Here is a 24,765-nt window from a genome sequence, read left to right on the forward strand (position 1 = left end):
CCGGCCGCTACCGGCAGGGCGCACCGCCGCCCGCCGCGGCACCGACCACGGGTGCGGTGGCGGTTCCCGGTGCCGGGGTGTTCGGCGTCGGCGGGGTCGGTGACCCGGCTGTGCCGGGGCCGGCGCTGGCGGAGGCCGACGGGGTCGGGGTGGGGCCGGTACCGTCGCCGTACAGCCGGACGCGGCTGCGCTGCTGCTTTCGGGGCTCGAGCGTGATGCCGGTGGCCACCGCCTGGTTACCGTGCACGTCGGTGACCCGGATCTCGTACGGCCCCTTGCCGAGCCCGCCGTCGATCACCCAGTAGTTGTCGGGCTGCCGCTTCGCGTTCCGCCACCCGGCACCGGCCCGGCGTACGGCCACCGACTTCAGCGGGTTGCCGTGGTTGCCCACCTGCACGGCGAACCAGTACTGCGAGGCGCCGCCCTTGACCCGGAAGGTGAGCGGACCGGAGACCGGCGGGTCCACCACGAGCCGGTAGGACACCGACACGATGCCCTGGGAAAGGTCGGCGATCTTCTTGAACGCCTGCTTGGACAGGTCGATCTTGTTGCCGGTACAGCCGGCGCAGCGGTCCAGCACCATCACCCGTACCGTGCCCTTCGGGCCGGTGACGTCGAGAAAACTGCCACAGGCGGCCGATCCGGCGTACCTGGTGGAGCCCACCGCGGCGTAGAGCCGGTTGGCCGGCGGGCCGGGGAAGGAACAGTTGCCGCCCGAGTTGCCACCGTCGTAGTGCGACGCCTTTCCCTTGTAGACCCTGCCGCTGGTCGGCGGGGCGGCGAGCGCGACGGGTGGAGCGGCAAGCGCGGCCGGCGGGGCTGCGAGCGCGGCCGGTTCGCCGACCGGGGCGGCGGGCCGGCCGGGGACCGGGACGGCGGCGGCGCAGGCGGCGGACTCGCCGGAGACCCAGAACAGGACAACGCCGAGGACCGCGGCGAGCAGGGCCGCCCCGCCGCCGGCGAGCCACCGACCCGACCATCGGCGTCGGCCCGCCACCCCACCCGGTCGTGCCGCCGCTGCCGGTTCCGGCGCACCGCCAGGCTCGCGGACGGAACTGGGACGGGTGTGGTCGGGGATCTCCGGGTCGATCATCCGGGCATGTTGCCGGAGTGCCCTCGACGTGCGCAACACGCCACCTCTCCGGCGGGCCGCTGGCCGGGTTGGTGACCGCCGCCGAGGTGTTGTCGAGTTAGTCGGGGAGCAGCTCGACCGGGTCGCCGACGGTGACCGTGTCGCCGGTGCCGGGAAGGTCGAGCAGCGGTACCAGGTTCTGCCCGAAGAGCAGCTTCCGGTTGACGTTGCGGTGCCGGCCGAGGGTGCGCAGCGGCTCGTGGCCGCGTACCCCGGTCTCCTGGTCGGTGGTGGTGACCAGGCAGCGGCCGCACGGCTTGGCGACCCGGAAGACCACCGGGCCGATCCGCAGCCGCCGGCCGGTCCAGTCGTCCTCGGCCCACGGCGTCGCCCCGCCGACCACCAGGTTGGGCCGGAACCGGGTCATCGGCAGCGGCCCCTCCGGGCTGCCGGCCTCGAGCAGCCACTCGTTGACCGCGTCCAGCGAGGCCCGGTTGGCCAGCAGCAACGGGTACCCGTCGGCGAAGGTGACCCGGTCGGCGGACTCGACACCGGCGCTGTCCGGGATCGGCCGCCCGACCGGGTCGGCCTGCCAGACCAGGCGTACCTTCCGGTCGAGGACCCGGGACAGCCAGTCGTTCGCCGCCGGGTCCGCGACCCGGCCCGGCGCGGCCGGCTGGTTCGTGAAGACCCGTACCTCGACCGGTTCGCCGTCGGTCGGTTCGGCGACCTCGGTCGCGGCCCAGCCGGCGGCACGGAGGCGGAGCCCGCCCGGCGTCGGCTCGGGGTGTACGGCGGTCAGCGTGGGCAGTTGGCGCTGGGTGACCCCGACGCCCTCGTCGTCCACGATCATCCACCGCCGGTCACCGGCCAGGCCCCACGGCTCGACCCGCGCCGCGTCGTGCTCGATCCGGCGACACCCCTTGACCGGGTACGTCTGCACCGAAGCCAATCGCATGCGCCAACGGTGCCACACCGGCCCTCACCGGCAGTAGCCGGTTTCCGGGGAGCCGCCGCCGTCGCGGTGCCGGTCCCCGACCCGCTCGGCCGGCTCTGCCCCGGCTACCAGGCCAGGCCGATGCCGTCGCCGGGATACCAGTGCCGGGCGGGGGTCTCCCGGTAGGCGAGGAACCGGCGGCCGGTCTTCTCGGCGTGCTCGGCCAGCACGTTGGTGACCGTGACGTTGTCGGTCAGCAGCCGGGCGCCCGGGGCGAGCTTCGGCTCCACGGTCTGGAACTCCCGCCGTTCGTGGCCGGTGCTGTGGTTGCTGTCGTGCAGGAAGAGGTCGACCGGACGGTCCAGCGCCCTGATCGAGGCGATCGAGTCGCCGATCACCAGGTCGACCACGGTCGACCAGGGCTCGGCCTTCGCCAGGTAGCCGGCCTCCGGGTTGATGTCCAACGAGGTGACCCGGCCGGGGTCGCCCTCGGCCGCGTTGCGGAGCAGGGCCGAGGCGATCACACAGGTGCCGAGCCCCTTGTCGACGCCGGTCTCCACGACGTGCTTCGGCCGGGTGGCCCGGACGATCGCGTACCAGCCGATCCGGCGGGCGTACCGGACGTGGCGGTCGGCCAGACCACGGCGGTCGGCGGCGGCGGTGGCCCGCTGGATGTGCTGGCGCAGCGTGTCGTCGTGCTCGATCTCGTCGAGGTACGCCCGCACCTGCTTGATCGGCACGTCGCAGGTGACGCTGACGAACCAGGCCAGGTGTTCCCGGCTGAGTCTGGTCAGGTCGTAGGTGTAGTTGTGGTGCTCCCGGGAGGTGAAGAGCCACTTCGCCGAGACGGTGAGCACCCGGGCGTCGTGCCGGGCGACCCGCAGGAACCGCTTGGGAAAGGTCGCGACGGGGGCGAGCCGGGTCCGGGCGATCGCGCGCCGGAGCTTCGTAGCATCCACCCCGATGGTTTTATCACGTCCCCGGCGCCCTGTTGCCTACTGAATTATTTTATGCATACAGTCTTGTTGTGAATGACAGCGCTGTCATCGCGGCGCCGACCACGGACCGCGTACTCGATCTCTTCCAGGGCATCCGGTTGACGCCGACCCAGCGGCGGATCGCGCACAGCCTGGTCCAGAACGCCGCCTCCGCGGCCTACCTCTCCGCCGCCGAGGTCGCCGAACTCGCCAAGGTCAGCCAGCCCTCGGTGACCCGGTTCGCGATGGCCCTCGGCTACGACGGCTACCCCGCGCTGCGCCGGCGGCTCCGAGAGATCGCCGCCGCCGGGCACAGCCGACCCGATCCGGAGAAGCCGGTCGGCAACGAGATGCAGCGGGCGGTCCGGGCCGAGGCGCACAACCTCGACAAACTCGCTGAGCAGCTCGCCGACCGGGACGGGGTGACCACCGCCGGCACCCTGCTCGCCAACAGCCGGCCACTCGTCGTCCTCGGACTGCGCGCCGCCGCCCCGCTGGCCGCGTACTTCGCCTACTTCGCGGCGAAGGTGCACCCCGACGTACGGGTCCTGGACTCCGGCGGCAGCCTGCTGACCGACCGGCTCGAACAGGCCCGTACGGCCGGCGCCTCCGCCGTACTCGCGATCGTCCTCCCCCGCTATCCCCGCGAGGTGCTGGACGCCCTCGCCGAGGCCCGGGCGATGGGCATGTCGGTCGTGGTGATCACCGACTCGGCGGTCAGCCCGGCCGCCGAACACGCCCACATCGTGCTGCCGGCCGCGGTCGGCGCCCAACTCGTCTTCGACCTGCACACCGCGCCGATGGCGATGTCGATGGTGCTGCTGCAGGCGCTCTGCGACGCCGCGCCGGCCGACGCCCAGCGCCGACTGGAGGAATTCGAACAGTCCGCCGCCCGCCGACAGCTCTTCGTCGGGTAGCGCCGCCCGCCGATCCGTCGGACAGCACCGGGGCCGACCGCCACCGCCGAACCACCACCACAGAACGGAGTTTCCATGCCCGAGCCGATCCGCGCAGCCCGTGGCACCACCCGGACCGCCGCCGGGTGGCCGCAGGAGGCCGCGCTGCGGATGCTCATGAACAACCTCGACCCCGAGGTCGCCGAGCGCCCCGACGACCTCGTCGTGTACGGCGGAACCGGCCGGGCGGCCCGGGACTGGCCGTCGTACCAGGCCCTGGTCCGGACCCTGACCACGCTCGCCGACGACGAGACCATGCTGGTCCAGTCGGGCCGGCCGGTCGGGGTGCTGCGGACCCACGAGTGGGCGCCCCGGGTGCTGATCGCCAACTCCAACCTGGTCGGCGACTGGGCGACCTGGCCCGAGTTCCGCCGCCTCGAGCAGCTCGGCCTCACCATGTACGGCCAGATGACCGCCGGCTCGTGGATCTACATCGGCACCCAGGGCATCCTGCAGGGCACGTACGAGACCTTCGCCGCCGTCGCCGCCAAGAGGTTCGGCGGTTCGCTGGCCGGCACCCTGACCCTGACCGCCGGCTGCGGCGGCATGGGCGGGGCGCAGCCGCTCGCGGTGACCATGAACGGCGGGGTCTGCCTGATCGTCGACGTCGACCCGGAACGGCTGGCCCGCCGGGTCGCCACCCGCTACCTGGACACCGTCGCCGACTCGCTCGACGAAGCGGTCGAGACGGCCCTGGCCGCGAAGCGGGAGCGCCGGGCGCTCTCGGTCGGCGTGGTCGGCAACGCCGCCACCGTCTTTCCCGAGCTGCTCCGCCGGGGCGTCGAGATCGACATCGTCACCGACCAGACCAGTGCCCACGACCCGCTGTCGTACGTCCCGGACGGGGTCGACCTGGCCGACGCCGCCGACCTGGCCCGCAGCAAGCCGGCCGAGTACACCGAGCGGGCCCGGGCCTCGATGGTCGCCCACGTCGCCGCGATGGTCGGCTTCCAGGACAACGGCGCCGAGGTCTTCGACTACGGCAACTCGATCCGGGGCGAGGCGCAGCTCGGCGGCTACGACCGGGCGTTCGCCTTCCCGGGCTTCGTACCGGCGTACATCCGGCCGCTGTTCAGCGAGGGCAGGGGCCCGTTCCGGTGGGCGGCGCTGAGCGGCGACCCGGCCGACATCGCCGCCACCGACCGGGCGATCCTGGACCTCTTCCCGGAGAACGAGTCGCTGGCCCGATGGATCCGGCTGGCCGGCGAACGGGTCGCCTTCCAGGGCCTGCCGGCCCGGATCTGCTGGCTCGGCCACGGCGAACGGCACCTGGCCGGCGTCCGCTTCAACGACATGGTCGCCAGCGGCGAACTGGCCGCCCCGGTCGTCATCGGCCGCGACCACCTGGACTCCGGCTCGGTCGCCTCCCCCTACCGGGAAACCGAGGCGATGGCCGACGGCTCCGACGCCATCGCCGACTGGCCGCTGCTGAACGCCCTGGTCAACACGGCCAGCGGCGCCTCCTGGGTCAGCATCCACCACGGCGGCGGGGTCGGCATCGGCCGCTCCATCCACGCCGGCCAGGTCACCGTCGCCGACGGCACCCCGCTCGCCGGCCAGAAGATCGAACGGGTGCTGAGCAACGACCCGGCGACCGGCGTGCTCCGGCACGTCGACGCCGGCTACCCGGAGGCGGTCGAGGCCGCCCGCCGAGGCGACCTCCGCATCCCGATGGCCGAAGTGTGAGGAAGGGCGCCTTGTTCGCGGATTCCGTTGGGGAAGGACTCCTTCCCGACCCCCCGGACGCGGGCCAGTTCCGCCAGCTCTGGGACGAGCTCGCGCCGATCGGCCGTGACCCGGGCACCGGCGGCTACCTCCGGTACGGCTTCACCGGGCCGGTACGTCACCTGGAGCAGTGGTTCCGGTCCACCGCCGTCGCCTTCGGCGCGCACACCGTCACCGAGGACGGCAACGGCAACCTGATCGCCTGGTACGGGCCGCCGCCGGACCAGGGTCACGCCGTCCTGCTCGGCAGCCACTTCGACTCCGTCCCGTACGGCGGCGGCTACGACGGACCGCTCGGCATCGTCAGCGCCCTGCTCGCCGTCCGGGCGGTGCTGCGGCGGGGACCCGGGTTCCGCCGCCCGGTCGGCGTGGTGGTCTTCGCCGAGGAGGAGGGCTCCCGGTTCGGCGTACCCTGCCTCGGCTCGCGGCTGCTGACCGGCGCGCTCGACCCGGACCGGGCGGCGACGTTGACCGACCGGGACGGGGTCAGCCTCGCCGAGGCGCTCGGTGACCGACCGGTCGGGAAACGCCCCGAACTCCTCGCCCGGGTCGACGCGTTCGTCGAGCTGCACATCGAGCAGGGCCGGGCGCTTGTCGACCTCGACGCCCCGGTCGGGGTGGCCAGCGGCATCTGGCCACACGGCCGCTGGCGGCTGGACTTCACCGGCGAGGCGAACCACGCCGGCACCACCCGGATGACGGACCGCCGTGACCCGATGCTGACGTACGCCTTCACGGTGCTGGCGGCGAACAAGGAGGCCCGGCTGCGCGGCGCCCACGCCACGATCGGCCGGGTGGAGGTGGAGCCGAACGCGACGAACGCCGTACCGGCCCGGGTCCGGGGCTGGCTGGACGCCCGGGCCGCCGAGGTGGAGACCCTGGACGCGCTGGTCGAGGCGGTACGCGCCAAGGCCGCCGACCGGGCCGCCCGGGACGGTACGACGCTGACCGTGACCCGGGAGTCGCTCAGTCCGCTTGTCGAGTTCGACGCCGCGTTGAGCACGTCGGTGCGGCGGGTGTACGCCGACACGGTGCCGGTGCTGCCGACCGCCGCCGGCCACGACGCCGGGATCCTCGCCGGGCACCTGCCGACCGCGATGCTCTTCGTACGGAACCCGACCGGGGTGTCGCACTCGCCGGCCGAGGCGGCCACCGACGACGACTGCGCCGCCGGGATCCGACACCTCGCCGACCTGCTCGCCGACCTCGCCGGCGAATCCGGCCCGGCCGGCGACTCCGCCCCCACCGGCACGACCGATCCGGTCGCCGGATGAGCCGGGCCCGGTTCCACGCCGAGTACGCCTGGCTGCCGGACCGGGCGGAGCCGGACGCGGACGTGCTGATCGAGGTCGCCGACGGCCGGTTCACCCGGATCGTCCCGCGCGAACCGGCCCCGCCGGACGCCCGCCGACTGCCCGGGCTGACCCTGCCCGGGCTGGCCAACGCCCACTCGCACGCCTTCCACCGGGCGCTGCGTGGGCGGGCCCAGGGCGGACGCGGTGACTTCTGGAGCTGGCGCGAGACGATGTACGCGGTCGCCGGGCGGCTGGACCCGGACAGCTACCTGGCGCTGGCCCGGGCCACGTACGCCGAGATGGCGCTGGCCGGGATCACCTGCGTCGGCGAGTTCCACTACCTGCACCACCGCCCGGACGGGGGCCGCTACCACGATCCGAACGTGATGGGTACGGCGCTGGTCGAGGCCGCCGCCCAGGCCGGGATCCGGCTCACCCTGCTGGACACCTGCTACCTGACCGCGACCGTGGACGGGCAGCCGCTGGCCGGCCCACAGCGGCGGTTCGGCGACGGAGACGCGGCCCGCTGGGCGGAGCGGGCCGCCGCGTTCACCCCCGAGGGCCGGCACGTCCGGGTCGGTGCGGCGGTCCACTCCGTCCGGGCGGTCCCCGCCGGGCAGCTGCCGACGGTGGTCGGCTGGGCGGACGAGCGCGGCGAGCCGCTGCACGTGCACCTGTCGGAGCAGCCGGCGGAGAACGAGGCGTGTCTGGCGTACCACGGCAGGACCCCGACCGGGTTGCTGGCCGACGCGGGCGCGCTCGGCCCGGCCACGACGGCGGTGCACGCCACCCACCTGACCGACGCCGACCGCAAGCTGCTCGGCGACAGCCGGACCGGGGTCTGCCTCTGCCCGACCACCGAACGGGACCTGGCCGACGGGATCGGCCCGGCCCGCGACCTGGCCGACGCCGGCTGCCCGATCAGTCTCGGCAGCGACAGCCACGCGGTGATCGACCTGTTCGAGGAGGCCCGGGCGGTGGAGTTGGACGAACGGTTGGCGACCCGGGCGCGCGGCCACTTCACCGCCGCCGAGTTGCGGCACGCCGCGTCCGCCGCCGGGCATGCCGCGTTGGGCTGGTCGGACGCCGGCGCGCTCAGCGTCGGCGCCCGTGCCGACCTGGTCACCGTCCGGCTGGACAGTCCGCGTACCGCCGGGGTGCCGCCGGTCGGCGTGTTCTTCGCGGCGACCGCCGCCGAGGTGACCGACGTCCTGGTGGACGGTCGGGTGGTGGTCCGGGACGGCCGGCACGCGACGATCGACGTACCGGCCGCGCTGACCGCGGCGATCGAGGCGGTGACAGCGTGAGCGAGCGTAGCGAGCGAATCAGTCAGCACAGTCTCCCAGCTCACGACGCCGACGAGCGAAGCGAGGAGGTGGCATGAACCTTCTGATCGACAACATCGGCGAACTGGTCACCAACGTGGCCGGCACCGGCGAGGGCGGCCCGCTCGGCATCCGGCGCAGGGCGGCACTGCTGGTCGAGGACGGCCAGGTGGCCTGGCTCGGCCCGGCCCGCTACGCCCCGGCCGCCGACCGGCGGATCGACGCCGGCGGCGGCGCCGTCCTGCCCGGTTTTGTCGACAGCCACGCCCACCTGGTCTTCGCCGGGGACCGGGCGGCCGAGTTCAACGCCCGGATGGCCGGCGAACGGTACACCGGAGGCGGGATCCGGACCACCGTCGCCGCCACCCGGGCGGCCGGCGACAACACCCTGCGCGGCACCGTCGGGCGGCTGCGTGCCGAGGCGCTGCGGCAGGGCACCACCACGATCGAGATCAAGAGCGGGTACGGCCTCACCGTCGCCGACGAGGCCAGGTCGCTGCGGATCGCCGCCGAGTTCACCACCGAGACGACGTTCCTCGGCGCGCACGTCGTCCCGGCCGAGTACGCCGACCGCCCCGACGACTACGTCGGACTGGTCTGCGGGCCGATGCTCCGGGCCGCGCTGCCGTACGCGAAGTGGATCGACGTCTTCTGTGAGCGGGGTGCCTTCGACGCCGACCACGCCCGGGCGATCCTCACCGTCGGGCAGGCCGCCGGTCTCGGCGTACGGGTGCACGCCAACCAGCTCGGCCCCGGCCCGGGGGTACGGCTCGGGGTGGAACTGGGCGCGGCGAGCGTGGACCACTGCACCCACCTCGACGACGACGACATCGAGGCACTCGCCGCCACCTCCATCACCTGGGTCTCCGAGCCGGCGGGCAGCACCACGGTGGCGACGCTGCTGCCCGGCGCCGAGTTCTCCACCCGGTCGCCGTACCCGGACGCCCGGCGCCTGCTCGACGCGGGCGTGACGGTGGCGCTGGCGACGGACTGCAACCCCGGCTCGTCGTACACCTCGTCGATGCCGTTCTGTGTCGCGCTCGCCGTCCGGGAGATGCGGATGACCCCGGCGGAGGCGGTCTGGGCGGCGACCGCCGGCGGCGCCCGGGCGCTGCGCCGCGACGACGTCGGGGTGCTGCGGCCCGGGGCGCGGGCCGACCTGACCATCCTCGACGCGCCCTCGTATCTGCACCTGGCCTACCGGCCGGGGGTTCCACTGATCAGCCAGGTCCTGCACAACGGAGTACCCGCATGTCAACCGTGACCCGACCCGTCGTCACCGTCACCCCCACCGGGATCACCCCGGCCGACCTGATCGCGGTGGCCCGTGGCAACGCCACGGTCACCCTCGATCCCGCCACCCTGGACGCGATGGCGACCAGCCGGTCGATCGTGGACCGGATCGAACAGACCGGCCGCCCGGTGTACGGGGTGTCGACCGGGTTCGGGGCACTCGCCACCACCTTCGTGGCCCCGGACCGTCGGGCCGAGCTGCAGCACGCGCTGATCCGCTCGCACGCCGCCGGGGTCGGCGCCCCGATGCCCCGCGAGGTGGTCCGGGCGATGATGCTGCTGCGGATCCGCTCCCTGGCGCTCGGCCACTCCGGGGTACGTCCCGAGCTGGTCCAGGCCCTGGTCGACCTGCTCAACGCCGACGTGACCCCGTGGGTGCCGGAACACGGCTCGCTCGGCGCCTCCGGTGACCTGGCGCCGTTGGCGCACTGCGCGCTGGTGCTGCTCGGCGAGGGCTGGGTGCTCGGCCCGGACGGTGGCCGGCTCGACGCCGCCGACGCGCTGCGGTCGGCCGGGCTGCGCCCGGTCACGCTCGCCGCCAAGGAGGGGCTGGCGCTGGTCAACGGCACCGACGGCATGCTCGGCATGCTGCTGCTGGCGATCGCGGACGCCGGGCACCTGTTCGCGATGGCGGACGTGACGGCGGCGCTGGCGATCGAGGCGATGCTCGGTTCGGACCGGCCGTTCCTGCCGGAGCTGCACGCCATCCGCCCCCATCCGGGTCAGGCGGTGTCGGCGGCGAACATCCACCGGCTGCTGCAGGGCTCGCAGATCATGGACTCGCACCGGGACGACCTGTCGCACGCGGTGCAGGACGCGTACTCGATGCGGTGCGCGCCGCAGGTGGCCGGCGCGGCCCGGGACACCCTCGGTTTTGTCACCGACGTGGCGGCCCGGGAGCTGGTGTCGGTGGTGGACAACCCGGTGGTGCTGCCCGACGGTCGGGTCGAGTCGACAGGCAACTTCCACGGCGCCCCGCTCGGGTTCGCCGCCGACTTCCTGGCGATCGCCGCCGCCGAGGTCGGGGCGATCGCCGAGCGTCGGGTGGACCGGCTGCTGGACGTGGCCCGGTCCCGGGAGCTGCCGGCGTTCCTCTCCCCCGACGCCGGGGTCAACTCCGGGCTGATGATCGCCCAGTACACCGCGGCCGGGATCGTCGCGGAGAACCGTCGGCTCGCCTCGCCGGCCTCGGTGGACTCGCTGCCGACCAGCGGCATGCAGGAGGACCACGTCTCGATGGGCTGGGCGGCGACGAAGAAGCTGCGGACCGTGCTGGAGAACCTGACCAGCCTGCTCGCGGTCGAGCTGATCGCCGGCGTACGCGGGCTGCAGTTGCGGGCCCCGCTCACCCCGTCGCCGGCCGGTCGGGCCGCGCTGGCGGCGGTACGCGGATTCGTCGGCGAGCCGGGGCCGGACATCTTCCTCGCCCCGGCGATGGAGGCGGCCCGCGCCGTGGTCGCCGGGCCGCGGCTGCGGGCCGCGATCGAGGCCGAGGTCGGTCCGCTGGGCTGAACGGCCTGGCCGGAACCCCCCGAAAACACATCGGACGGTTGTTGGTCGGCGCATCGGCCTGGGTAACTCCCCGCCACACAGTCACCCCGAGGAGGAGAGATGTCAACCGAGGCAACCGGCGGTACGGGCGGGCAGGTCGGTCAGGTTCGCGGCACGAACGTGATGGCGATCCTCTCGCTGGTGTTCGCCTTCATCTTCGCCCCACTGGGCATCGTGTTCGGCGCCGTCGCCAAGAAGCAGATCCGGCAGACCGGTGAGCAGGGCGAGGGGCTCGCCAAGGCGGGGTTCTGGCTGGGCGTCGTCTTCACCGTGCTCGGCGCGCTCTGGTTCGTCCTCGTCCTCGTCGCCGCGATGTCGCAGACCACGGCCTGATCCGCCGGGTGACGGTGGCGTGTCTCCCCGGGGACACGCCACCGTGGTCTGCCGGCGGTTCAGTAGCGGGCGGCGTACCAGGTCGGCGGCTCGCCGAACATCTTGGTGAAGTCCCGGACCAGGTGTGCCTGGTCGGCGTACCCGAGATCGGCGGCGAGGCCGGCCCAGTCGACCGGGCCGCCCGAGGCCAGCCGCTCGGTCACCTCGTGCAGCCGGTAGCGGCGGATCACCCACTTCGGCCCGATCCCGACGTACTCGGCGAAGAGCCGTTGCAGCCCGCGCACGGTCAGGCCGGCCGTCCGGGCCACCATGTCCACCCGGTGCAGACCGGGGGTGGCGGCGATGTCGGCGACGACCGCCGCCGCCTGCGCCGCCCTCGGGTCCGGTTCCGGAAGCCGGGTCCGCAGGTAGCGCTCGACGGTGACCGCGTCGGGTCGTGCCGGCGGTTCGGCCGGAAACACCGCGCGGGCCGGCACCGACCGGTCGGTGAGGGTCGAGACCGGGGCGCCGAGGAACGGCCGGAAGCCGCCCGGCCGGAACACCACCCCGAAGACACTGCCGTCCCCGGCCAACACCCGGTGCTGGTGCCGGCTGCTGACCCCGCGTACGGTCGCCGCGCCGCCGGTGAAGGTCAGGTGCACGTTCGGGTACGGCACGATCAACTGCCGGTACGGCTTCTCGTAGTGCCAGGAGACCATCCAGTACCGCTCGACGTACCGGGCCAGGTCCGGGGACGGGGCGGCGACGGTGTGCCGCTGGAACCGGGTCCACGCGCCGGCGAGTTCCCGTTCGTCCCTGATCACCACCGGACCAGGCTATGTCGCGTTTGTTCAAGACCTCCACACGCTCACGTGGTTTCCTGACCGGCATGGCTGACGTACGACTGGTGGCCCCGGCCGCCGCCACGCTCATCGGGATCGTGACCTGCATCAAGCCCGACCAGCTCGACGACCCGACCCCCTGCGACGGGTACGACGTCCGCCGGCTGGCCAACCACCTGCTGTTCTGGGGTCCGTCGCTGGAGGGGGCGGCCCGGAAGGAGACCGTACCGCCGCCCGCCGCCGCCGAGAGTGAGTTGGACCTGACCGGCGACGACTGGTCGGCGGCGCTGCCGGCACTGCTGGACCGGATCGCGTCAGCCTGGGGGCGGCCGGCGGCGTGGCAGGGCGCCACCCACATGGGCGGTCCGACCGAGCTGCCGGCGGCGCTGGTCGGCGGCATGGTGGTCACCGAACTGGTGGTGCACGGCTGGGACCTGGCCCGGGCCACCGGTCAGGACCGGAGCTGGGACGACGACCTGCTCCACCACGTGCACGGGGCGGTCGGCGGCTTCGCCGAACAGGGCCGGCAGCTGGGCGTCTTCGGGCCGGAGGTGCCGGTGTCACACACCGCACCGGTCCTGGACCGGGTGCTCGGCCTCACCGGCCGCGACCCGAACTGGCGCCGTTGACCGCCCCGGCCCCGACCCGGTCCCCGTTGGCCGACGACCCGACCGACGACTCGTCCGGCGTCCCGACCGACGACCCCTCCGGGGTGGCCTTCGCCCGGCCGGTGGCCAGGACCGCGCCGGCGAGGATCAGCGTGAACGCGACCACCACCGCCACGGTGAGCGGCTCGTCGAGCAGCACCACCCCCGCGACGACCGCGACCGCCGGATTGACGTACGTGAAAACCAGCGCCCGGGCCGGGCCGGCCTCCCGGATCAGCGCGAAGAAGACCAGGAACGCCAGCGCCGTACAGAGCACTGCGAGGCCGGCGAGGGAGGCCAGCGCCGGGCCACCGGGAACGGTCTGCGGCCAGGTCAGCGCGGCCGGGACCGCGTACAGCACGGCGGCCAGGCCGAGGCAGACGGTGGTCATCGGCAGCGCCGGGACGTCCGCCAACCGTCGGGCCAGGATCAGCGGTGCGATCGAGTAGCAGGTGGCGGCGAGCAGCACCTCGACGATCGACCGGACGTCCCCGCCGCGCAGCCCGGGTGCGGCCAGCACCGTCACCCCGGCGAGCCCGACGGCCAGTCCGGTCCACCGCGCCCCGCCGAGCCGTTCACCACCCCCGGCCAACCGCCCAACCAGCACCGCGATGATCGGCGAGGCGGCGATCAGCAGGCCGGTCATCGAGCTGCTGATCTGGCGCTCGGCGTCGGCGAGCAGCCACCACGGCACGATGATCTCCAGGGCGGCGAAGGCGGCCAGCGGTCGCCAGTGCCGTCGCAGCCGGGCGGCCCGGAGACCCCGCAGCGCCAGCGGCAGCAGTATCGCGGCCCCGACGGCGGTCCGGACGAAGACCAGCACCGGTACGGAGACACCGTCCTCGACCGCCACCTTGATCAACAGGTACGGCACCCCCCAGATCACGCTCATCAGCGCGAACAGCAGCCAACCCCGTCGGGTCATCGTCGCCTCCTGGAACTCGGGTCACGCCGCGGACGGTGCCGGGTGGAACCGCGGGTCGCGGTCGCGGGTCCGCTTCAGTTCGAAGAAGCCGTCGGTGCCGGCGACCAGCAGCACGCCGTCCCAGAGCCGGCCGGCGGCCTCGCCGCGCGGGGCCGGGCTGACCACCGGGCCGAAGAAGGCGATCCGGACCGGTCCCCAGCCGACGTCGAAGAGGTCCCGGTAGATCTGCGGCAGGTCGGTCCGGCCCTCGTTGAGCACCGACAGGCTCATCACGTGGAACCGCACCGTGACGTCCCGCACCCGCTCGACCTCGTGCAGCCAGCGCGAGGTGATCCAGGCCCACGGGCAGATCGGGTCGAACCACATGTCGACGAGAGTCGCTGTCATCCCCGTTGTCCTTCCGGTGTGGCTCGGTGGTCACCAGCCACGCTAGGTGGCACATTGGCTGTACGTAAGCGCCAATTCCTGGCAACTCCGTTGGGCCAATCGGAGGCTGTGGTGGAGGTCCACGTCCAACTCGTCGGCCGGGGCGACCTGGCCGCCCAGATCTACCGGCAGCTGCGCGAGGCGGTGCTCGACGGACGGCTGCGGCCCGGCGAACGGCTGCCGCCCAGCCGTGAACTGGCGCAGCGGCTCGCCGTCGCCCGCAACACCGTCGCGGTGGCGTACGAGCGGCTCACCGCCGAGGGCTTCCTGGTCGGCCGGGTCGGTTCGGGCACGTACGTCGGCGACCGGTTCCCGGGCGTGCCGCGCCCCCGGTCCGCACCGGCCGGCCGTGGCGTACGTCCCCGGGCGGTGTGGGGGTCCGTGCCGGTGGTGCCCCGCTCCCCCGCGCCGCGCTACGACTTCCGGGTCGGCGTACCGGACCCGGGGCTGTTCCCGCTGGAGACCTGGCGCCGGCTGGTGACCCGGCAGCTGCGCGACTCGACGGTACGGAGCACCAGCTATCCGGATCCGGCCGGGCATCCCGGACTGCGGGCGGCGATCGCCCGCCACGTCGGCGTCGCCCGCTCGGTCCGGGCCGGCGCCGACGACATCCTGGTCACCCACGGCGCGCAGCAGGCGTTCGACCTGGTCGGCAAGGTGCTGCTGGAGCCGGGTGACCGGGTCGCGGTCGAGGAACCGGGCTATCCACCGGTCCGCCGGCTCTTCCAGACGCTCGGTGCCCGGGTCACCGGGGTACCGGTCGACGCGGAGGGGCTGGTGGTCGCCGCGCTGCCGCCGGACGTCCGGCTGGTCTACGTCACCCCGTCGCACCAGAGCCCGCTCGGCGTACCGATGTCCCTGGCCCGCCGGTCGGCCCTGCTCGACTGGGCCCGGCGGCACGACGCGGTGGTCCTCGAGGACGACTACGACAGCGAGTACCGGTTCGCCGGCCGTCCCCTGGAGCCGTTGCAGAGCCTGGACCGGCACGGGCGGGTGATCTACGTCGGATCGTTCTCCAAGACCCTGCTCCCGATGCTGCGGATCGGGTTCCTGGTCGCCCCGGCCTCGCTCGGCGCGGCGCTGGCCACCGCGCGACAGTTGACCGACTGGCACGGCGACCTGCCGACCCAGGGTGCGCTGGCCGACTTCATCAACGAGGGTCTGCTGGCCCGGCACGTCCGTCGGGCCAGCCGGGAGTACGCGACCCGGCGCGAGCGGCTGCTGTCGGCGCTCGACCGGCACCTCGCGGACCGGCTGCGGCCGGAGCCCTCGGTCGCGGGGCTCCACCTCTGCGCGCGGCTGGCGGTCGAGGGCGGTCCCGAACTGGCCGCCTCGGTGGTCGACCGGGCACGGGCGGCCGGGGTCGGGGTGGAGAGCCTGGCCAGCTACTGCGCCGAGCGCCCCGGCCAGGCCGGCCTGGTCCTCGGCTACGGCGGCATCACGGCCGCCGACGTCGAGGAGGGGATCCGGCGGATCGCCGCCGGCTTCCGGTCCCGTTGGTGCGGTGGGGCCGCCGGAACACCTCCGACGACCCCACCGAGCGGAGCGGGTGTTACCTGACCTCGTACGCCCGGAGCACGGTGGTGGTGACCGTGTTGCCGGCCGAGTCGACCAGGTGGGCCCGCAGCGAGACGTGTCCGGCCCGGGACGGGTTCGTCACCACGGCGACGTGCTGACCGAGCAGGCTGACGGTCGGGACGGAACGCCAGGTCCGGCCGTCGTCGTAGGAGACCGAGACGTCGGCGTCCGTCACCCGGCCGGCGGTGGCCTGTCGGGTGACGGTGAGCGGCACCGGCAGGATGCTGCCGCGCCGGGCCGAGTTGTCCAGCGCCAGCTCGGGGGCGAACCCGACCGCGGTCAGCGGCAGCTCACCCTGCTGCGCCGCCGAGCTGCGGAAGGTCCACTCCGACTCCAGGTGGGTGACGAGCGGGGTGGGTACGTCGAACCCGAACCGCATCCGGTACGTCCGGGCCTCGGCGCCGACCTGCCAGCTGCCGTACAGGAAGTCGAACTCGCCGAGCGTCTCCGTCCCGGTCTCCAGGGTGAACCGGTGGTTGTTCATCTGGTACGGCAGTCCGACGTGCCCGGACGCGTCGGCGAACTGGGTGAAGCTGCCGTAGACGGTGTCCCCGTCCCGGACCACGGCCGCGCTGCCCGGATACTGCGGGGTGAGGGTCATCCCGAGCGGGGCGGCGTTCCAGCGTTCCCGGTACGACCGGCCGGCCCGGTAGCCCGGTTCGGTGGCCTGGTCGAGGTCGGTGACCCAGAGGCCCTCGGCGGCGGTCATCTCCACGATCCCGGACCGCCATTCGACGTTGCCGCCGACGTACTCGGTCCGCCGGCCCGGGGTCGGCACCGGCGGCAACTGCGACGCCAGCGGGTACGGGTCGCCGGAGACGATCGCCGTGTTGTACCGGACCGCCACCACGTCGCGGGCGTTGCGGGCGTACTCGGCCCGCACCTCGGCCAGGTCCTTCGCCTTGAGCCGGGCGGTAAAGCCGGTGGTGAAGGCGCCGGGGACGACCCAGCCGAGCTGGTAGAGCTCCGCGTCGCCGCGGCCCGGCGGGGTCTGGTAGACGGCCTGGATCTGGGTGCTGACCCCGGCGACGCCGGCCGTTCCCAGGTCGGCGGTGCGGATGGTCCGGGGGTCGCCCTGTACCGCGTCGCTGGAGAGGTACGTGCCGCCGCCACGGCTCAGCTGCACCGTGGCGGCGTACGGCTGCGCCTGCTTCGTCGGCAGGGTGATGTCCAGCCCGCGCGTCTTCCGGCCGTCCAGCAGCACGTCCCGGTTCCGGTCGGCCAGCACCTGGTTGTTCGCCATGAAGTCGACGGTGCCGTCCGCGTTCTGGACGAAGGCGGTGACGGTCCAGGAGCTGTTCAGCGGCACCCGGTACGTCTCGTCCGGGTCGAGCGCGGTGTACTCGGCGCCGGTGTTCGGGTCCCGCAGCAGCATGACCACGGTGGCCGGCGTCTTGCCGACGTGGTCGAGGGCGGTCAGGTGCAGGCTCGCCGACGGCGGTTCCCGGAAGACGCTGAACGGGGTCCGCAGGTCGATCCCGTCGGCGGTGGCGACGAGCCGACCGCTGAAGACGCCGTACGTCTCGCCGCCGACCCGCTCGTCGGCGGTCACCTCGACCGAGGCGGTGCCGCCGGCCGGCACGGTCAGGGTGTCGGCGCTGAGCGTCAGCAGTCCGTCCGGTGCGTTCCCGTCCACCGTCAGGTGCAGGGTCACCGGCGCCGCCGAGGTGTTGTGGTACGTCATGGTCCGGCTCACCGGGGCGTCGGTGTGCGGGTACGCCAGCATGCCGATGCTCAACGACGGCGGGGTGACGGTGACCTGCTGGGTCAGCGCCCGGTCGACCCGGACGTGCCCGGCGCCCTGGCTGAACACGTCGAGGTCGGCCCGGGGCGCGGCCGAGGCCATCAGGGTCGCCTTGGTCTGTCCGGCCTGCCACTCGGGGTGCGCCTGGGAGAGCAGCGCGGCCGCGCCGGCGACGTGCGGGGCGGCCATCGAGGTGCCGGTCGCGCTGAAGTACGGGCCGGCCGGCAGGTGGTCGAGCGCGCTCGGGCTGCGCGCGGAGGTGATCTCCGTACCGGGGGCGGAGATGTCCGGCTTGACGGCGTAGTCGCCGATCCGCGGGCCGGGCAGCGACGACCAGTGCGGCTCGCCGGTCTTGGTCCAGTTCGCCACCGAGAGCGCGGCGTCCGCGGTCGACGGCGACGCGACCCGGTACGGCGACCAGCCGTCGGCGTTGCCGGCGGCGATGACGAAGAGGGTGCCGTACTCGGCGGTCAGGTCGTTGACCGCCTGCTCGAGCGGGTCGACGCCCTCGGTGTCGGTGCCGCCGAGGCTCATGTTGACGACCTTGGCGCCGGACTCCACCGCCCACTGCATGGCGGCGATGATCGCCGAGTCGGAGCAGAAGCCCCGCCCCTGGTCGTTCCAGCAGACCTTGCCGTCGAGCAGCGAGGCGCCGGGCGCGACGCCCCGGTACCTGCCGTCCGAGGCGGCGCCGGTGCCGGCGATGGTGCCGGAGACGTGGGTGCCGTGCCCGTTGAGGTCGGTTCCGGTCTCGTGTTCGGCGACGAAGTTGCGGCGGGCGACGACCTTGCCGGCCAGGTCCGGGTGGCTGTCGTCGATCCCGGTGTCGAGGACCGCGACCTTCACGCCGGTGCCGTCGTAGCCGGCCGACCAGGCGGTCGGGGCGCCGGTCAGCGGCACACTGACGTCGAGGGTGGACTGGCGTACCCCGTCGAGCCAGATCTTTCCGCTGGTCAGCGAGGTGCGGGTGGTCTGCCAGGTGCTGGCCAGGTCGGTCACCGGGACCCGGGTGGCGAAGCCGTCGACGGCCTCCAGTGCCGGCCCGCCGGCGAGTCCGCGTACGGTGTCGGCGTCGGAGACGACAAGTGGCAGGTACGCCAGCTTGTCGAAGTCGTGTTCGAGCAGGCCGGTGACGTTGAACAGCCGTTCGTCGAGCCGGTCGGCCCGCAGCAGCGGCACGGCGTCGGACGGTACGACGTACTGGGCCTGCTCCCGCTGGTAGCGGTAGAAGTGCACGCCGGCGCGGGGCGTGACGCTGACGGTGGCGCCGTCGACCGTCACCCGGTCTCCGGTGTAGAGGGTCACCACCCGGGCGCCCTGCCGCTCGTTCTCCTTCCGTTCCTGTTGGGCTGCCTGCCGCAGCTCCCGCAGCTTCTGTCGGACCGCCTCGGACCCGGTGGGTACGGGCTGGGGTTGTGCCGACGCGTCGGTCGGGCTGGAACCGACGAGTGTGGCCGCCAGGGTCAGGGCGGCCGCGCCGTACGCCAGTAGGTGGCGTTGTCGCACGGAGTCTCCTCTGCGGATACGACAGACCGGAGCCACGGCCCTGTTGCCGTGACCCCGGTCCGCACCAGAAGGATCGAGACTCCCGACTTTTTGTTTCAAGATCAATACTTGCGGGCGCGCCGTCTGGTCCCAGCTGCCGAGGCGGATCTTCCATCGAGACAGCTGCGCAGGTCACGCTCGTGGGAGCGCTCCTATGACGTACTTCACGCCGACTCGGAGGGCGGGCACGGGCGGCCGACGTACCCCCGCGGACAGGCCGGCGCCCCGTCGATCGCCCCCGCCGCCGTGGCCGCCGCGGTCGCCTCCGCCGGCAGGTCGAGGCTGGTCCGCAGGGTCACCGGCCGGAGCAGCACGGCGGCGATCACCCCGACCAGCGCGATCGCGGCCGAGATCAGGAAGATGTGCCCGGTGGCGTCGCCGTACGCGTTCCGGACGATGTGCACCACGACGTCCGGCAGTCCGTCCAGGTTCAGGCTGCCTCCGGCGTCGCCGGAGCCCGAGGTGGGGATGCCGGCGGCGGCCAGGTCGGTGGTGATCTGGTCGGTGACCCGGCGGGCCAGCACCGCGCCGAGCACCGAGACCCCGATGGTGCCGCCCAGGGACCGGAAGAAGGCGACGCTGGAACTCGCCGCACCGATGTCCCGCAGCGCCACGGTGTTCTGCACCGCCAGCACCAGGTTCTGCATGGTCATGCCGACGCCGATCCCGACCAGGAACATCGCCGCGCCGACGAAGACCAGCGAGGTGGCGTGGTCGACGAAGCCGAGCATCAGGAAGCCGCCGACCAGGATCACCGAACCGACGATGATGTACGGCTTGATCCGGCCGCTCCGGGTGATCATGCGGCCGGCGACGATCGAGGAGCCGAGCACGCCGACCATCATCGGGATGGTGAGCAGGCCTGCCTCGGTCGGGCTGTAGCCGCGACCGATCTGGAAGTACTGGCCCAGGAAGACCGCACCGCCGAACATGGCCATGCCGACGGCGAGGCTGCCGAGGATGGCCAGCGCCGTGGTCCGCTCCCGGACGATCTCCAGCGGGACGACCGGCTCGGCGGCCCGGGACTCGACCAGGACGGCGAGGGCGAGCAGCAGCAGGGCCCCGCCGAGCATCACCCCGGTCTGCCAGGAGATCCAGGCGAACGAGCCGTCGACGAACGAGATCCAGACCAGCAGCACGCTGACCCCGGCCGCGATCAGCGCCGCACCCAGGTAGTCGATCTTCACGTTCTCCCGGCGGACGGTGACCAGGTGCAGGGTGGCCTGGAGCACCAGCAGCGCGACGATCGCGATCGGCACGCCGACGAAGAAGCACCAGCGCCAGCCGAGCCACGAGGTGTCGACGATGACCCCGCCGAGCAGCGGGCCACCGACGGTGGCCAGCGCCATCACGCCGCCGAGGTAACCGTTGTACCGGCCCCGCTCCCGGGGCGGGATCATCGCGGCGATCACCACCTGGACCAGGGCCTGCAGCCCGCCGACGCCGATGCCCTGGAAGGCCCGGGCGGCGATCAGCTGGCCGGCGTTCTGGCTCGCCCCGGCGACCACCGAACCGAGCACGAAGATCACGATGGCGGTCTGCACCAGCGTCTTCTTGTTGAACAGGTCGGCCAGCTTGCCCCAGATCGGGGTGGTCGCGGTCGCGGTGAGCAGGGTGGCGGTGACCACCCAGGTGTACTGGGTCTGCGAGCCGTTCAGCTTGCCGATGATCTGTGGCAGGGCGGTCGAGACCACGGTGCTGCTGAGCATCGCGACAAAAAGGACCAGGAGCAGGCCGCTGAGCGCCTCCAGGGTCCGCCGATGGCTCATCGGCTCCGCGCCGGGCGCGGTGGTCGTCATGGTGGGTGCGCTCATCGCGCGGCCTCCAGCGTGTTCTGGGATTCGGTCCGTCCGGAGACGGCGGTACGGGCGGACGGCTCGCCGGCCCCGGCGGATCCCGCGGACCCGGTGACCCCGGTGACTCGGTCCAGGGCACCCTGGATGTCGGCGGCGAACCGTCCGAGGGCTGCACTGAACGCCTCGACCTCGGTCGGGTTCCAGCCGGCGAGCGCGTCGGCGAGCAGGTCGCCGTACCAGGTCCGCGCCTCGTCCAGCGCGGCCCGGCCGGCGTCGGTCAGGGCCAGCAGGTTGGCCCGCCGGTCGGCCGGGTCGGCCCGGCGTACCGCCAGGCCCTGGGTCACCAACCCGGTGACCACCCGACTGACCGTGGACGGGTCGAGCCCGGCATGCTCGGCCAGTTCCCTGGCGTGACAGCCGACCGCCCGGTCGCCCAGCTCGTCGAGGCGCATCAGGGTGCCGACCATGCCCAGTGGCACGCCCGGCCGCTCCGCCACCCGCCGCTGCCGGATGGCCCGGACGATCCGGGTCAGATCCCGCAGCCGGTGCACAAGTTCGCCGTGCCGTACGGAGGTCTCCATCCCGCCTCCCCGGACAGATTGCTTGCCGCACACAAGCATCCCTCGATCTTGCACATTGCGCAAGTTTGCTCGTTGAGCATACGATCATCGGGGCGTACCCTGGGTGCGATGGAGAACACGGTGGGGCGTCGCGAACGCAAGAAGGCGGCGACGCGACAGGCGCTACACGAGGCGGCACTCCGGCTCGCCGTCGCACACGGGCCCGACCAGGTGACCGTCGAGGCGATCGCGGACGCCGCCGACGTCTCCCGCCGTACCTTCTCCAACTACTTCGCGAACAAGGAAGAGGCCCTCTTCTACGTCGACCTGGTCCGGATCCGCCGACTGGTGGAACTCGTGCACGACCAGCCGGTCGACGTACCGCCGTGGACCGCCCTCACCCGGGCCACCGAACAACTCGTCCGGGAAACCGGCGACGTCGACCCGCTCTGGGTCGCCCAACGCCGACTGGTCCGCAGCCACCCCAGCCTGGCGGCCCACCAGATCGCCGTCTACGGCACCATCGAGCGGGAACTGACCACCGAGATCATCGGTCGACTGCCGCGGCACCCGGACACCCCACTACACGCCCAGGTGCTGGCCGCAACCCTGCTCAGCGCGGTACGCGCCGCCATCCAGCACTGGGTCGACCACCCGGAACGGCCCCTCACCGACCTGGTCCGCACCGCGCTCGACTACGCGACCACACACTGACCGCCACCGCCGCACAGCCGGCCCGGGACGAGCCGACCTGCCGGGCCGCCGCCCTCGAAACCATCAGGCCCCGGGGGTAGGGGTTCTCGTCGCGCGTCGACGGCCCGGGCCGGGTGCCGGCGACCAACGCCGGGACGCGTACGTCCGGAGCGGCCGCCGCCTCCGCCACCGCCAGCACCCGGGCCGGGGTGGTGTCGCGCTTCAGTCCCGGGCGGCTACCGGTTGGCCCATCCGCCGGCGTCGCCGACCGGCAGGGTCTTGGCGATCACCTTGGCGAGCGCCCGCAACGCCTTGCCCCGGTGGCTGATCGCGTCCTTCTCCTCCGGTGACAGCTCGGCGTTGGTCCGGTCCTGCCCCTCGGCGAGGAAGATCGGGTCGTACCCGAAGCCACCCTCGCCGCGCGGGGCGCGCAGCAGCCGACCGGCCTGCCGGCCCTCGACCAGGTGCTCCTTGCCGCCGGGCAGCACCAGCGCCGCCGCGCAGACGAACGCCGCGCCCCGGTGCTGGTCCGGTACGTCGCCGATCTGCGCCAACACCAGCTCCAGGTTGGCCCGGTCGTCGCCGTGCCGGCCCGACCAGCGGGCGCTGAACACGCCCGGCATGCCGCTGAGCGCGTCCACCGCCAGGCCGGAGTCGTCGGCGATCGTCGGCAGACCGGTCCATTTCACGCCCTCACGCGCCTTCAGCAGCGCGTTCTCGCCGAAGGTCAGCCCGGTCTCCGGAACCTCCTGGTACTGCGCCACGTCGGCCAGCCCGACCAGCTGGATCCGCTGCGCGCCGAGCGCGCCGTCGAGGATCCGCTGCAACTCGGTCAGCTTCTTGGCGTTACGGGTCGCCAACAGCACCCTGGTCATCCGGCCAGTGCCCTCCGCCGTCATCCGGCCAGCGCCTTCCGCTGGGCCTCGGTCAGCTCGGCGCAGCCCAGTACGCCGAGGTCGAGCAACGCGTCGAGCTGCTCGCGGGCGAAGACACCGGCCTCACCCGTACCCTGCACCTCGACGAAGTCCCCGGTGCCGGTGCAGACCACGTTCATGTCCACCTCGGCCGCCACGTCCTCCAGGTAGTTCAGGTCCAGCCGGGGCTCACCCTCGATGATCCCTACGCTGACCGCCGCGATCGACCGGTGCACCACCTTGTCCGGCTTGCCGGCCAGCGCCTTCCGGTCGGCCAGCCAGCTGACCGCGTCGTGCAACGCGACGTACGCCCCGGTGATCGCGGCGGTCCGGGTGCCGCCGTCGGCCTGCAGCACGTCGCAGTCGAGCACGATCGAGTTCTCGCCGAGCGCCTTCAGGTCGATACAGGCCCGCAGGCTCCGCCCGATCAGCCGGGAGATCTCGTGGGTACGGCCGCCGACCTTGCCCCGGACACTCTCCCGGTCGGAACGGGTGGTGGTCGAGCGGGGCAGCATCGAGTACTCGGCGGTGACCCAGCCCAGGCCGGATCCCTTGCGCCAGCGCGGCACCCCCTCGGTGACGCTGGCCGTGCAGAGCACCCGGGTGTCGCCGAACTCGACGAGCACCGAACCCTCCGGATGCATGCTCCAGCCTCGGGTCAGGGTCACCGGTCGGAGTTGGTCGGGCCGCCGCCCGTCAGGTCGCGCCATGTGCGCAGCCTATGTGTTGCCGGGATCGCCCCGCCCGAGGGTGTCCCGGCCACCGACAACCGGGCCGGTCAGCCGGCACGGCGCAGCGGTCAGACCTCGTACCGGCAGCCGGGCCGGACCACCTCGACCGGGCCGGCGAACGCGGAGAGCGCCGCCTCGTGCGTCATCGCCTCACTGCCCCAGGCCGCCACCAGGTGGGTGAGCAGCAGCCGGCCCACCTCCGCCTTGGTCGCGATCTCGCCCGCCTCCCGGCCGGTCAGGTGCAGGTCCGGCGGATTGTCCACGCCGTCGAGGTAACTGGCCTCGCACAGGAACAGGTCGGCACGGTGCGCCAGCCGGAGCAGGGAGTCGCAGGGCGCGGTGTCGGACGAGTAGCAGAGGCTCCGGCCGTCGTGCTCCAGCCGTACGCCGTACGTCTCCACCGGGTGGTTGACCCGGTCGACGGTGACCGTGAACGGCCCGATCGGGAAGCTGCCCGGCTGGAGGCCGTAGAAGGTGTAGACGTCGTCGAGCACCCCCTCGTCCAGGCTGTACGCGTTGGCGAGCCGGTCCGGGGCGCCGCTCGGGGCGTACACCGGCAGCGGTGGATAGGGGCCGTCCGGGGCGTACCGACGGACCACGATGTACGGCACCGCGTCGAGGATGTGGTCGCCGTGCAGGTGCGTGAGGAGGATCGCGTCCACCACGTTGAGCCCGACGTACCGCTGCAGGGCGGAGAGCGATCCCGAGCCGAAATCGAGGAGCAGACGGAAGCCTTCCGCCTCGACCAGGTAGGCCGAGCAGGCCGCCTCCGGACCGGGGAAACTACCCGCGCAGCCGAGAATCGTCAGTCGCATCCGGTCGCCCCGTCATCACTGATGGTCACAGACAGTCGGTCGGCCGAGGCGTAGGCGATCATCGCCGAAACGTCTGTCACGGTGCGCAGCCTACGCCGCGACACCT

The 24,765-nt window shown here is 73.1% G+C and carries 22 protein-coding genes; 10 read left to right on the forward strand and 12 right to left on the reverse strand.

Annotated features, from left to right (window positions below; genetic code table 11):
• Nucleotides 1-7 precede the first annotated feature (7 nt).
• The 3 genes from ABGB05_RS22120 to ABGB05_RS22130 form a co-directional block, all read right to left on the reverse strand.
• Nucleotides 8-1,093: an expansin EXLX1 family cellulose-binding protein gene (locus ABGB05_RS22120; protein WP_347655365.1), complete on the reverse strand. Its 1,086-nt coding sequence runs from the start codon at nucleotides 1,091-1,093 to the stop codon at nucleotides 8-10.
• A 97-nt stretch (nucleotides 1,094-1,190) separates the two neighbouring features.
• Entirely contained in the window at nucleotides 1,191-2,030 is an 840-nt protein-coding gene (locus tag ABGB05_RS22125) for an MOSC N-terminal beta barrel domain-containing protein (protein WP_347655366.1), read from the reverse strand.
• Between the two features lie 104 nt (nucleotides 2,031-2,134).
• A complete protein-coding gene (locus ABGB05_RS22130; RefSeq protein WP_347655367.1) occupies nucleotides 2,135-2,968 on the reverse strand; it encodes a class I SAM-dependent methyltransferase in 834 nt (277 codons plus the stop codon).
• Nucleotides 2,969-3,036: 68 nt separating this feature from the next.
• On the opposite strand from ABGB05_RS22130, the gene ABGB05_RS22135 reads away from it, so the two are divergent.
• The 7 genes from ABGB05_RS22135 (at nucleotide 3,037) to ABGB05_RS22165 (ending at nucleotide 11,464) form a co-directional block, all read left to right on the forward strand.
• The gene (locus tag ABGB05_RS22135; protein ID WP_347655368.1) at nucleotides 3,037-3,903 is read left to right on the forward strand and encodes a MurR/RpiR family transcriptional regulator; all 867 of its coding nucleotides are present in this window, start codon (nucleotides 3,037-3,039) and stop codon (nucleotides 3,901-3,903) included.
• Nucleotides 3,904-3,978: 75 nt separating this feature from the next.
• Nucleotides 3,979-5,628: a urocanate hydratase gene (hutU, locus tag ABGB05_RS22140; protein WP_347655369.1), complete on the forward strand. Its 1,650-nt coding sequence runs from the start codon at nucleotides 3,979-3,981 to the stop codon at nucleotides 5,626-5,628.
• Nucleotides 5,629-5,639: 11 nt separating this feature from the next.
• Nucleotides 5,640-6,941 carry an allantoate amidohydrolase gene (locus ABGB05_RS22145; protein ID WP_347655370.1) on the forward strand — a complete coding sequence of 434 codons (1,302 nt, stop codon included), beginning with the start codon at nucleotides 5,640-5,642 and terminating at the stop codon, nucleotides 6,939-6,941.
• Nucleotides 6,938-8,269: a formimidoylglutamate deiminase gene (locus ABGB05_RS22150; protein ID WP_347655371.1), complete on the forward strand. Its 1,332-nt coding sequence runs from the start codon at nucleotides 6,938-6,940 to the stop codon at nucleotides 8,267-8,269. The genes ABGB05_RS22145 and ABGB05_RS22150 overlap by 4 nt, the downstream gene beginning before the upstream one ends.
• 73 nt (nucleotides 8,270-8,342) lie before the next feature.
• Nucleotides 8,343-9,551 (forward strand): imidazolonepropionase, encoded by a 1,209-nt coding sequence (hutI, locus tag ABGB05_RS22155; RefSeq protein WP_347655372.1) that lies wholly within the window; start codon nucleotides 8,343-8,345, stop codon nucleotides 9,549-9,551.
• The gene (hutH, locus tag ABGB05_RS22160; RefSeq protein ID WP_347655373.1) at nucleotides 9,539-11,092 is read left to right on the forward strand and encodes a histidine ammonia-lyase; all 1,554 of its coding nucleotides are present in this window, start codon (nucleotides 9,539-9,541) and stop codon (nucleotides 11,090-11,092) included. The genes hutI and hutH overlap by 13 nt, the downstream gene beginning before the upstream one ends.
• Nucleotides 11,093-11,191: 99 nt before the next feature.
• Nucleotides 11,192-11,464, forward strand: coding sequence for a DUF4190 domain-containing protein (locus ABGB05_RS22165; RefSeq protein WP_347655374.1), 273 nt, complete (start codon nucleotides 11,192-11,194; stop codon nucleotides 11,462-11,464).
• Between the two features lie 59 nt (nucleotides 11,465-11,523).
• Here ABGB05_RS22165 and ABGB05_RS22170 read toward each other — a convergent pair whose 3' ends face one another.
• A complete protein-coding gene (locus ABGB05_RS22170; RefSeq protein WP_347655375.1) occupies nucleotides 11,524-12,270 on the reverse strand; it encodes a helix-turn-helix domain-containing protein in 747 nt (248 codons plus the stop codon).
• 62 nt (nucleotides 12,271-12,332) lie between these two features.
• Here ABGB05_RS22170 and ABGB05_RS22175 point away from each other — a divergent pair, with 62 nt between their 5' ends.
• Nucleotides 12,333-12,914, forward strand: coding sequence for a TIGR03086 family metal-binding protein (locus tag ABGB05_RS22175; RefSeq protein ID WP_347655376.1), 582 nt, complete (start codon nucleotides 12,333-12,335; stop codon nucleotides 12,912-12,914).
• On the opposite strand, the gene ABGB05_RS22180 is transcribed toward ABGB05_RS22175, so the two are convergent.
• Together ABGB05_RS22180 and ABGB05_RS22185 are read right to left on the reverse strand one after the other, a co-directional pair.
• Complete coding sequence (locus ABGB05_RS22180; protein ID WP_347655377.1) at nucleotides 12,883-13,857, reverse strand: DMT family transporter; 975 nt, start codon at nucleotides 13,855-13,857, stop codon at nucleotides 12,883-12,885. The two genes, ABGB05_RS22175 and ABGB05_RS22180, sit on opposite strands and share 32 nt — an antisense overlap.
• Before the next feature lie 21 nt (nucleotides 13,858-13,878).
• Entirely contained in the window at nucleotides 13,879-14,244 is a 366-nt protein-coding gene (locus tag ABGB05_RS22185) for a DsbA family protein (RefSeq protein ID WP_347655378.1), read from the reverse strand.
• Nucleotides 14,245-14,355: 111 nt separating this feature from the next.
• Between ABGB05_RS22185 and ABGB05_RS22190 the strand changes: the two genes are divergently transcribed.
• Nucleotides 14,356-15,843, forward strand: coding sequence for a PLP-dependent aminotransferase family protein (locus ABGB05_RS22190; RefSeq protein WP_347655379.1), 1,488 nt, complete (start codon nucleotides 14,356-14,358; stop codon nucleotides 15,841-15,843).
• Here the strand turns inward: ABGB05_RS22190 and ABGB05_RS22195 are convergent.
• The 3 genes from ABGB05_RS22195 to ABGB05_RS22205 all read right to left on the reverse strand — a co-directional run bounded on the left by ABGB05_RS22195 (nucleotide 15,836) and on the right by ABGB05_RS22205 (nucleotide 21,527).
• Nucleotides 15,836-19,111, reverse strand: a complete 3,276-nt coding sequence (locus tag ABGB05_RS22195) for a S8 family serine peptidase (protein WP_347655380.1) — start codon at nucleotides 19,109-19,111, stop codon at nucleotides 15,836-15,838. The two genes, ABGB05_RS22190 and ABGB05_RS22195, sit on opposite strands and share 8 nt — an antisense overlap.
• A gap of 203 nt (nucleotides 19,112-19,314) precedes the next feature.
• Nucleotides 19,315-20,964, reverse strand: coding sequence for an MDR family MFS transporter (locus ABGB05_RS22200; protein WP_347655381.1), 1,650 nt, complete (start codon nucleotides 20,962-20,964; stop codon nucleotides 19,315-19,317).
• Nucleotides 20,961-21,527 (reverse strand): MarR family winged helix-turn-helix transcriptional regulator, encoded by a 567-nt coding sequence (locus tag ABGB05_RS22205; protein ID WP_347655382.1) that lies wholly within the window; start codon nucleotides 21,525-21,527, stop codon nucleotides 20,961-20,963. Before ABGB05_RS22205 ends, ABGB05_RS22200 begins: the two co-directional genes overlap by 4 nt.
• A 108-nt stretch (nucleotides 21,528-21,635) precedes the next feature.
• On the opposite strand from ABGB05_RS22205, the gene ABGB05_RS22210 reads away from it, so the two are divergent.
• On the forward strand, nucleotides 21,636-22,220 hold the full coding sequence (locus ABGB05_RS22210; protein WP_347655383.1) for a TetR/AcrR family transcriptional regulator: 585 nt from the start codon (nucleotides 21,636-21,638) through the stop codon (nucleotides 22,218-22,220).
• Nucleotides 22,221-22,435: 215 nt separating this feature from the next.
• Here the strand turns inward: ABGB05_RS22210 and rdgB are convergent, their stop codons facing one another.
• The 3 genes from rdgB to ABGB05_RS22225 form a co-directional block, all read right to left on the reverse strand.
• On the reverse strand, nucleotides 22,436-23,074 hold the full coding sequence (gene rdgB / locus ABGB05_RS22215; protein WP_347655384.1) for an RdgB/HAM1 family non-canonical purine NTP pyrophosphatase: 639 nt from the start codon (nucleotides 23,072-23,074) through the stop codon (nucleotides 22,436-22,438).
• Nucleotides 23,075-23,094: 20 nt separating this feature from the next.
• Complete coding sequence (gene rph / locus ABGB05_RS22220; protein ID WP_347655385.1) at nucleotides 23,095-23,823, reverse strand: ribonuclease PH; 729 nt, start codon at nucleotides 23,821-23,823, stop codon at nucleotides 23,095-23,097.
• An 89-nt stretch (nucleotides 23,824-23,912) separates the two neighbouring features.
• Entirely contained in the window at nucleotides 23,913-24,659 is a 747-nt protein-coding gene (locus tag ABGB05_RS22225) for an MBL fold metallo-hydrolase (protein ID WP_347655386.1), read from the reverse strand.
• Between the last annotated feature and the right edge of the window lie 106 nt (nucleotides 24,660-24,765).

Source organism: Plantactinospora sp. B5E13, assembly GCF_039871775.1.
In the GTDB taxonomy this organism is placed as follows: domain Bacteria; phylum Actinomycetota; class Actinomycetes; order Mycobacteriales; family Micromonosporaceae; genus Plantactinospora.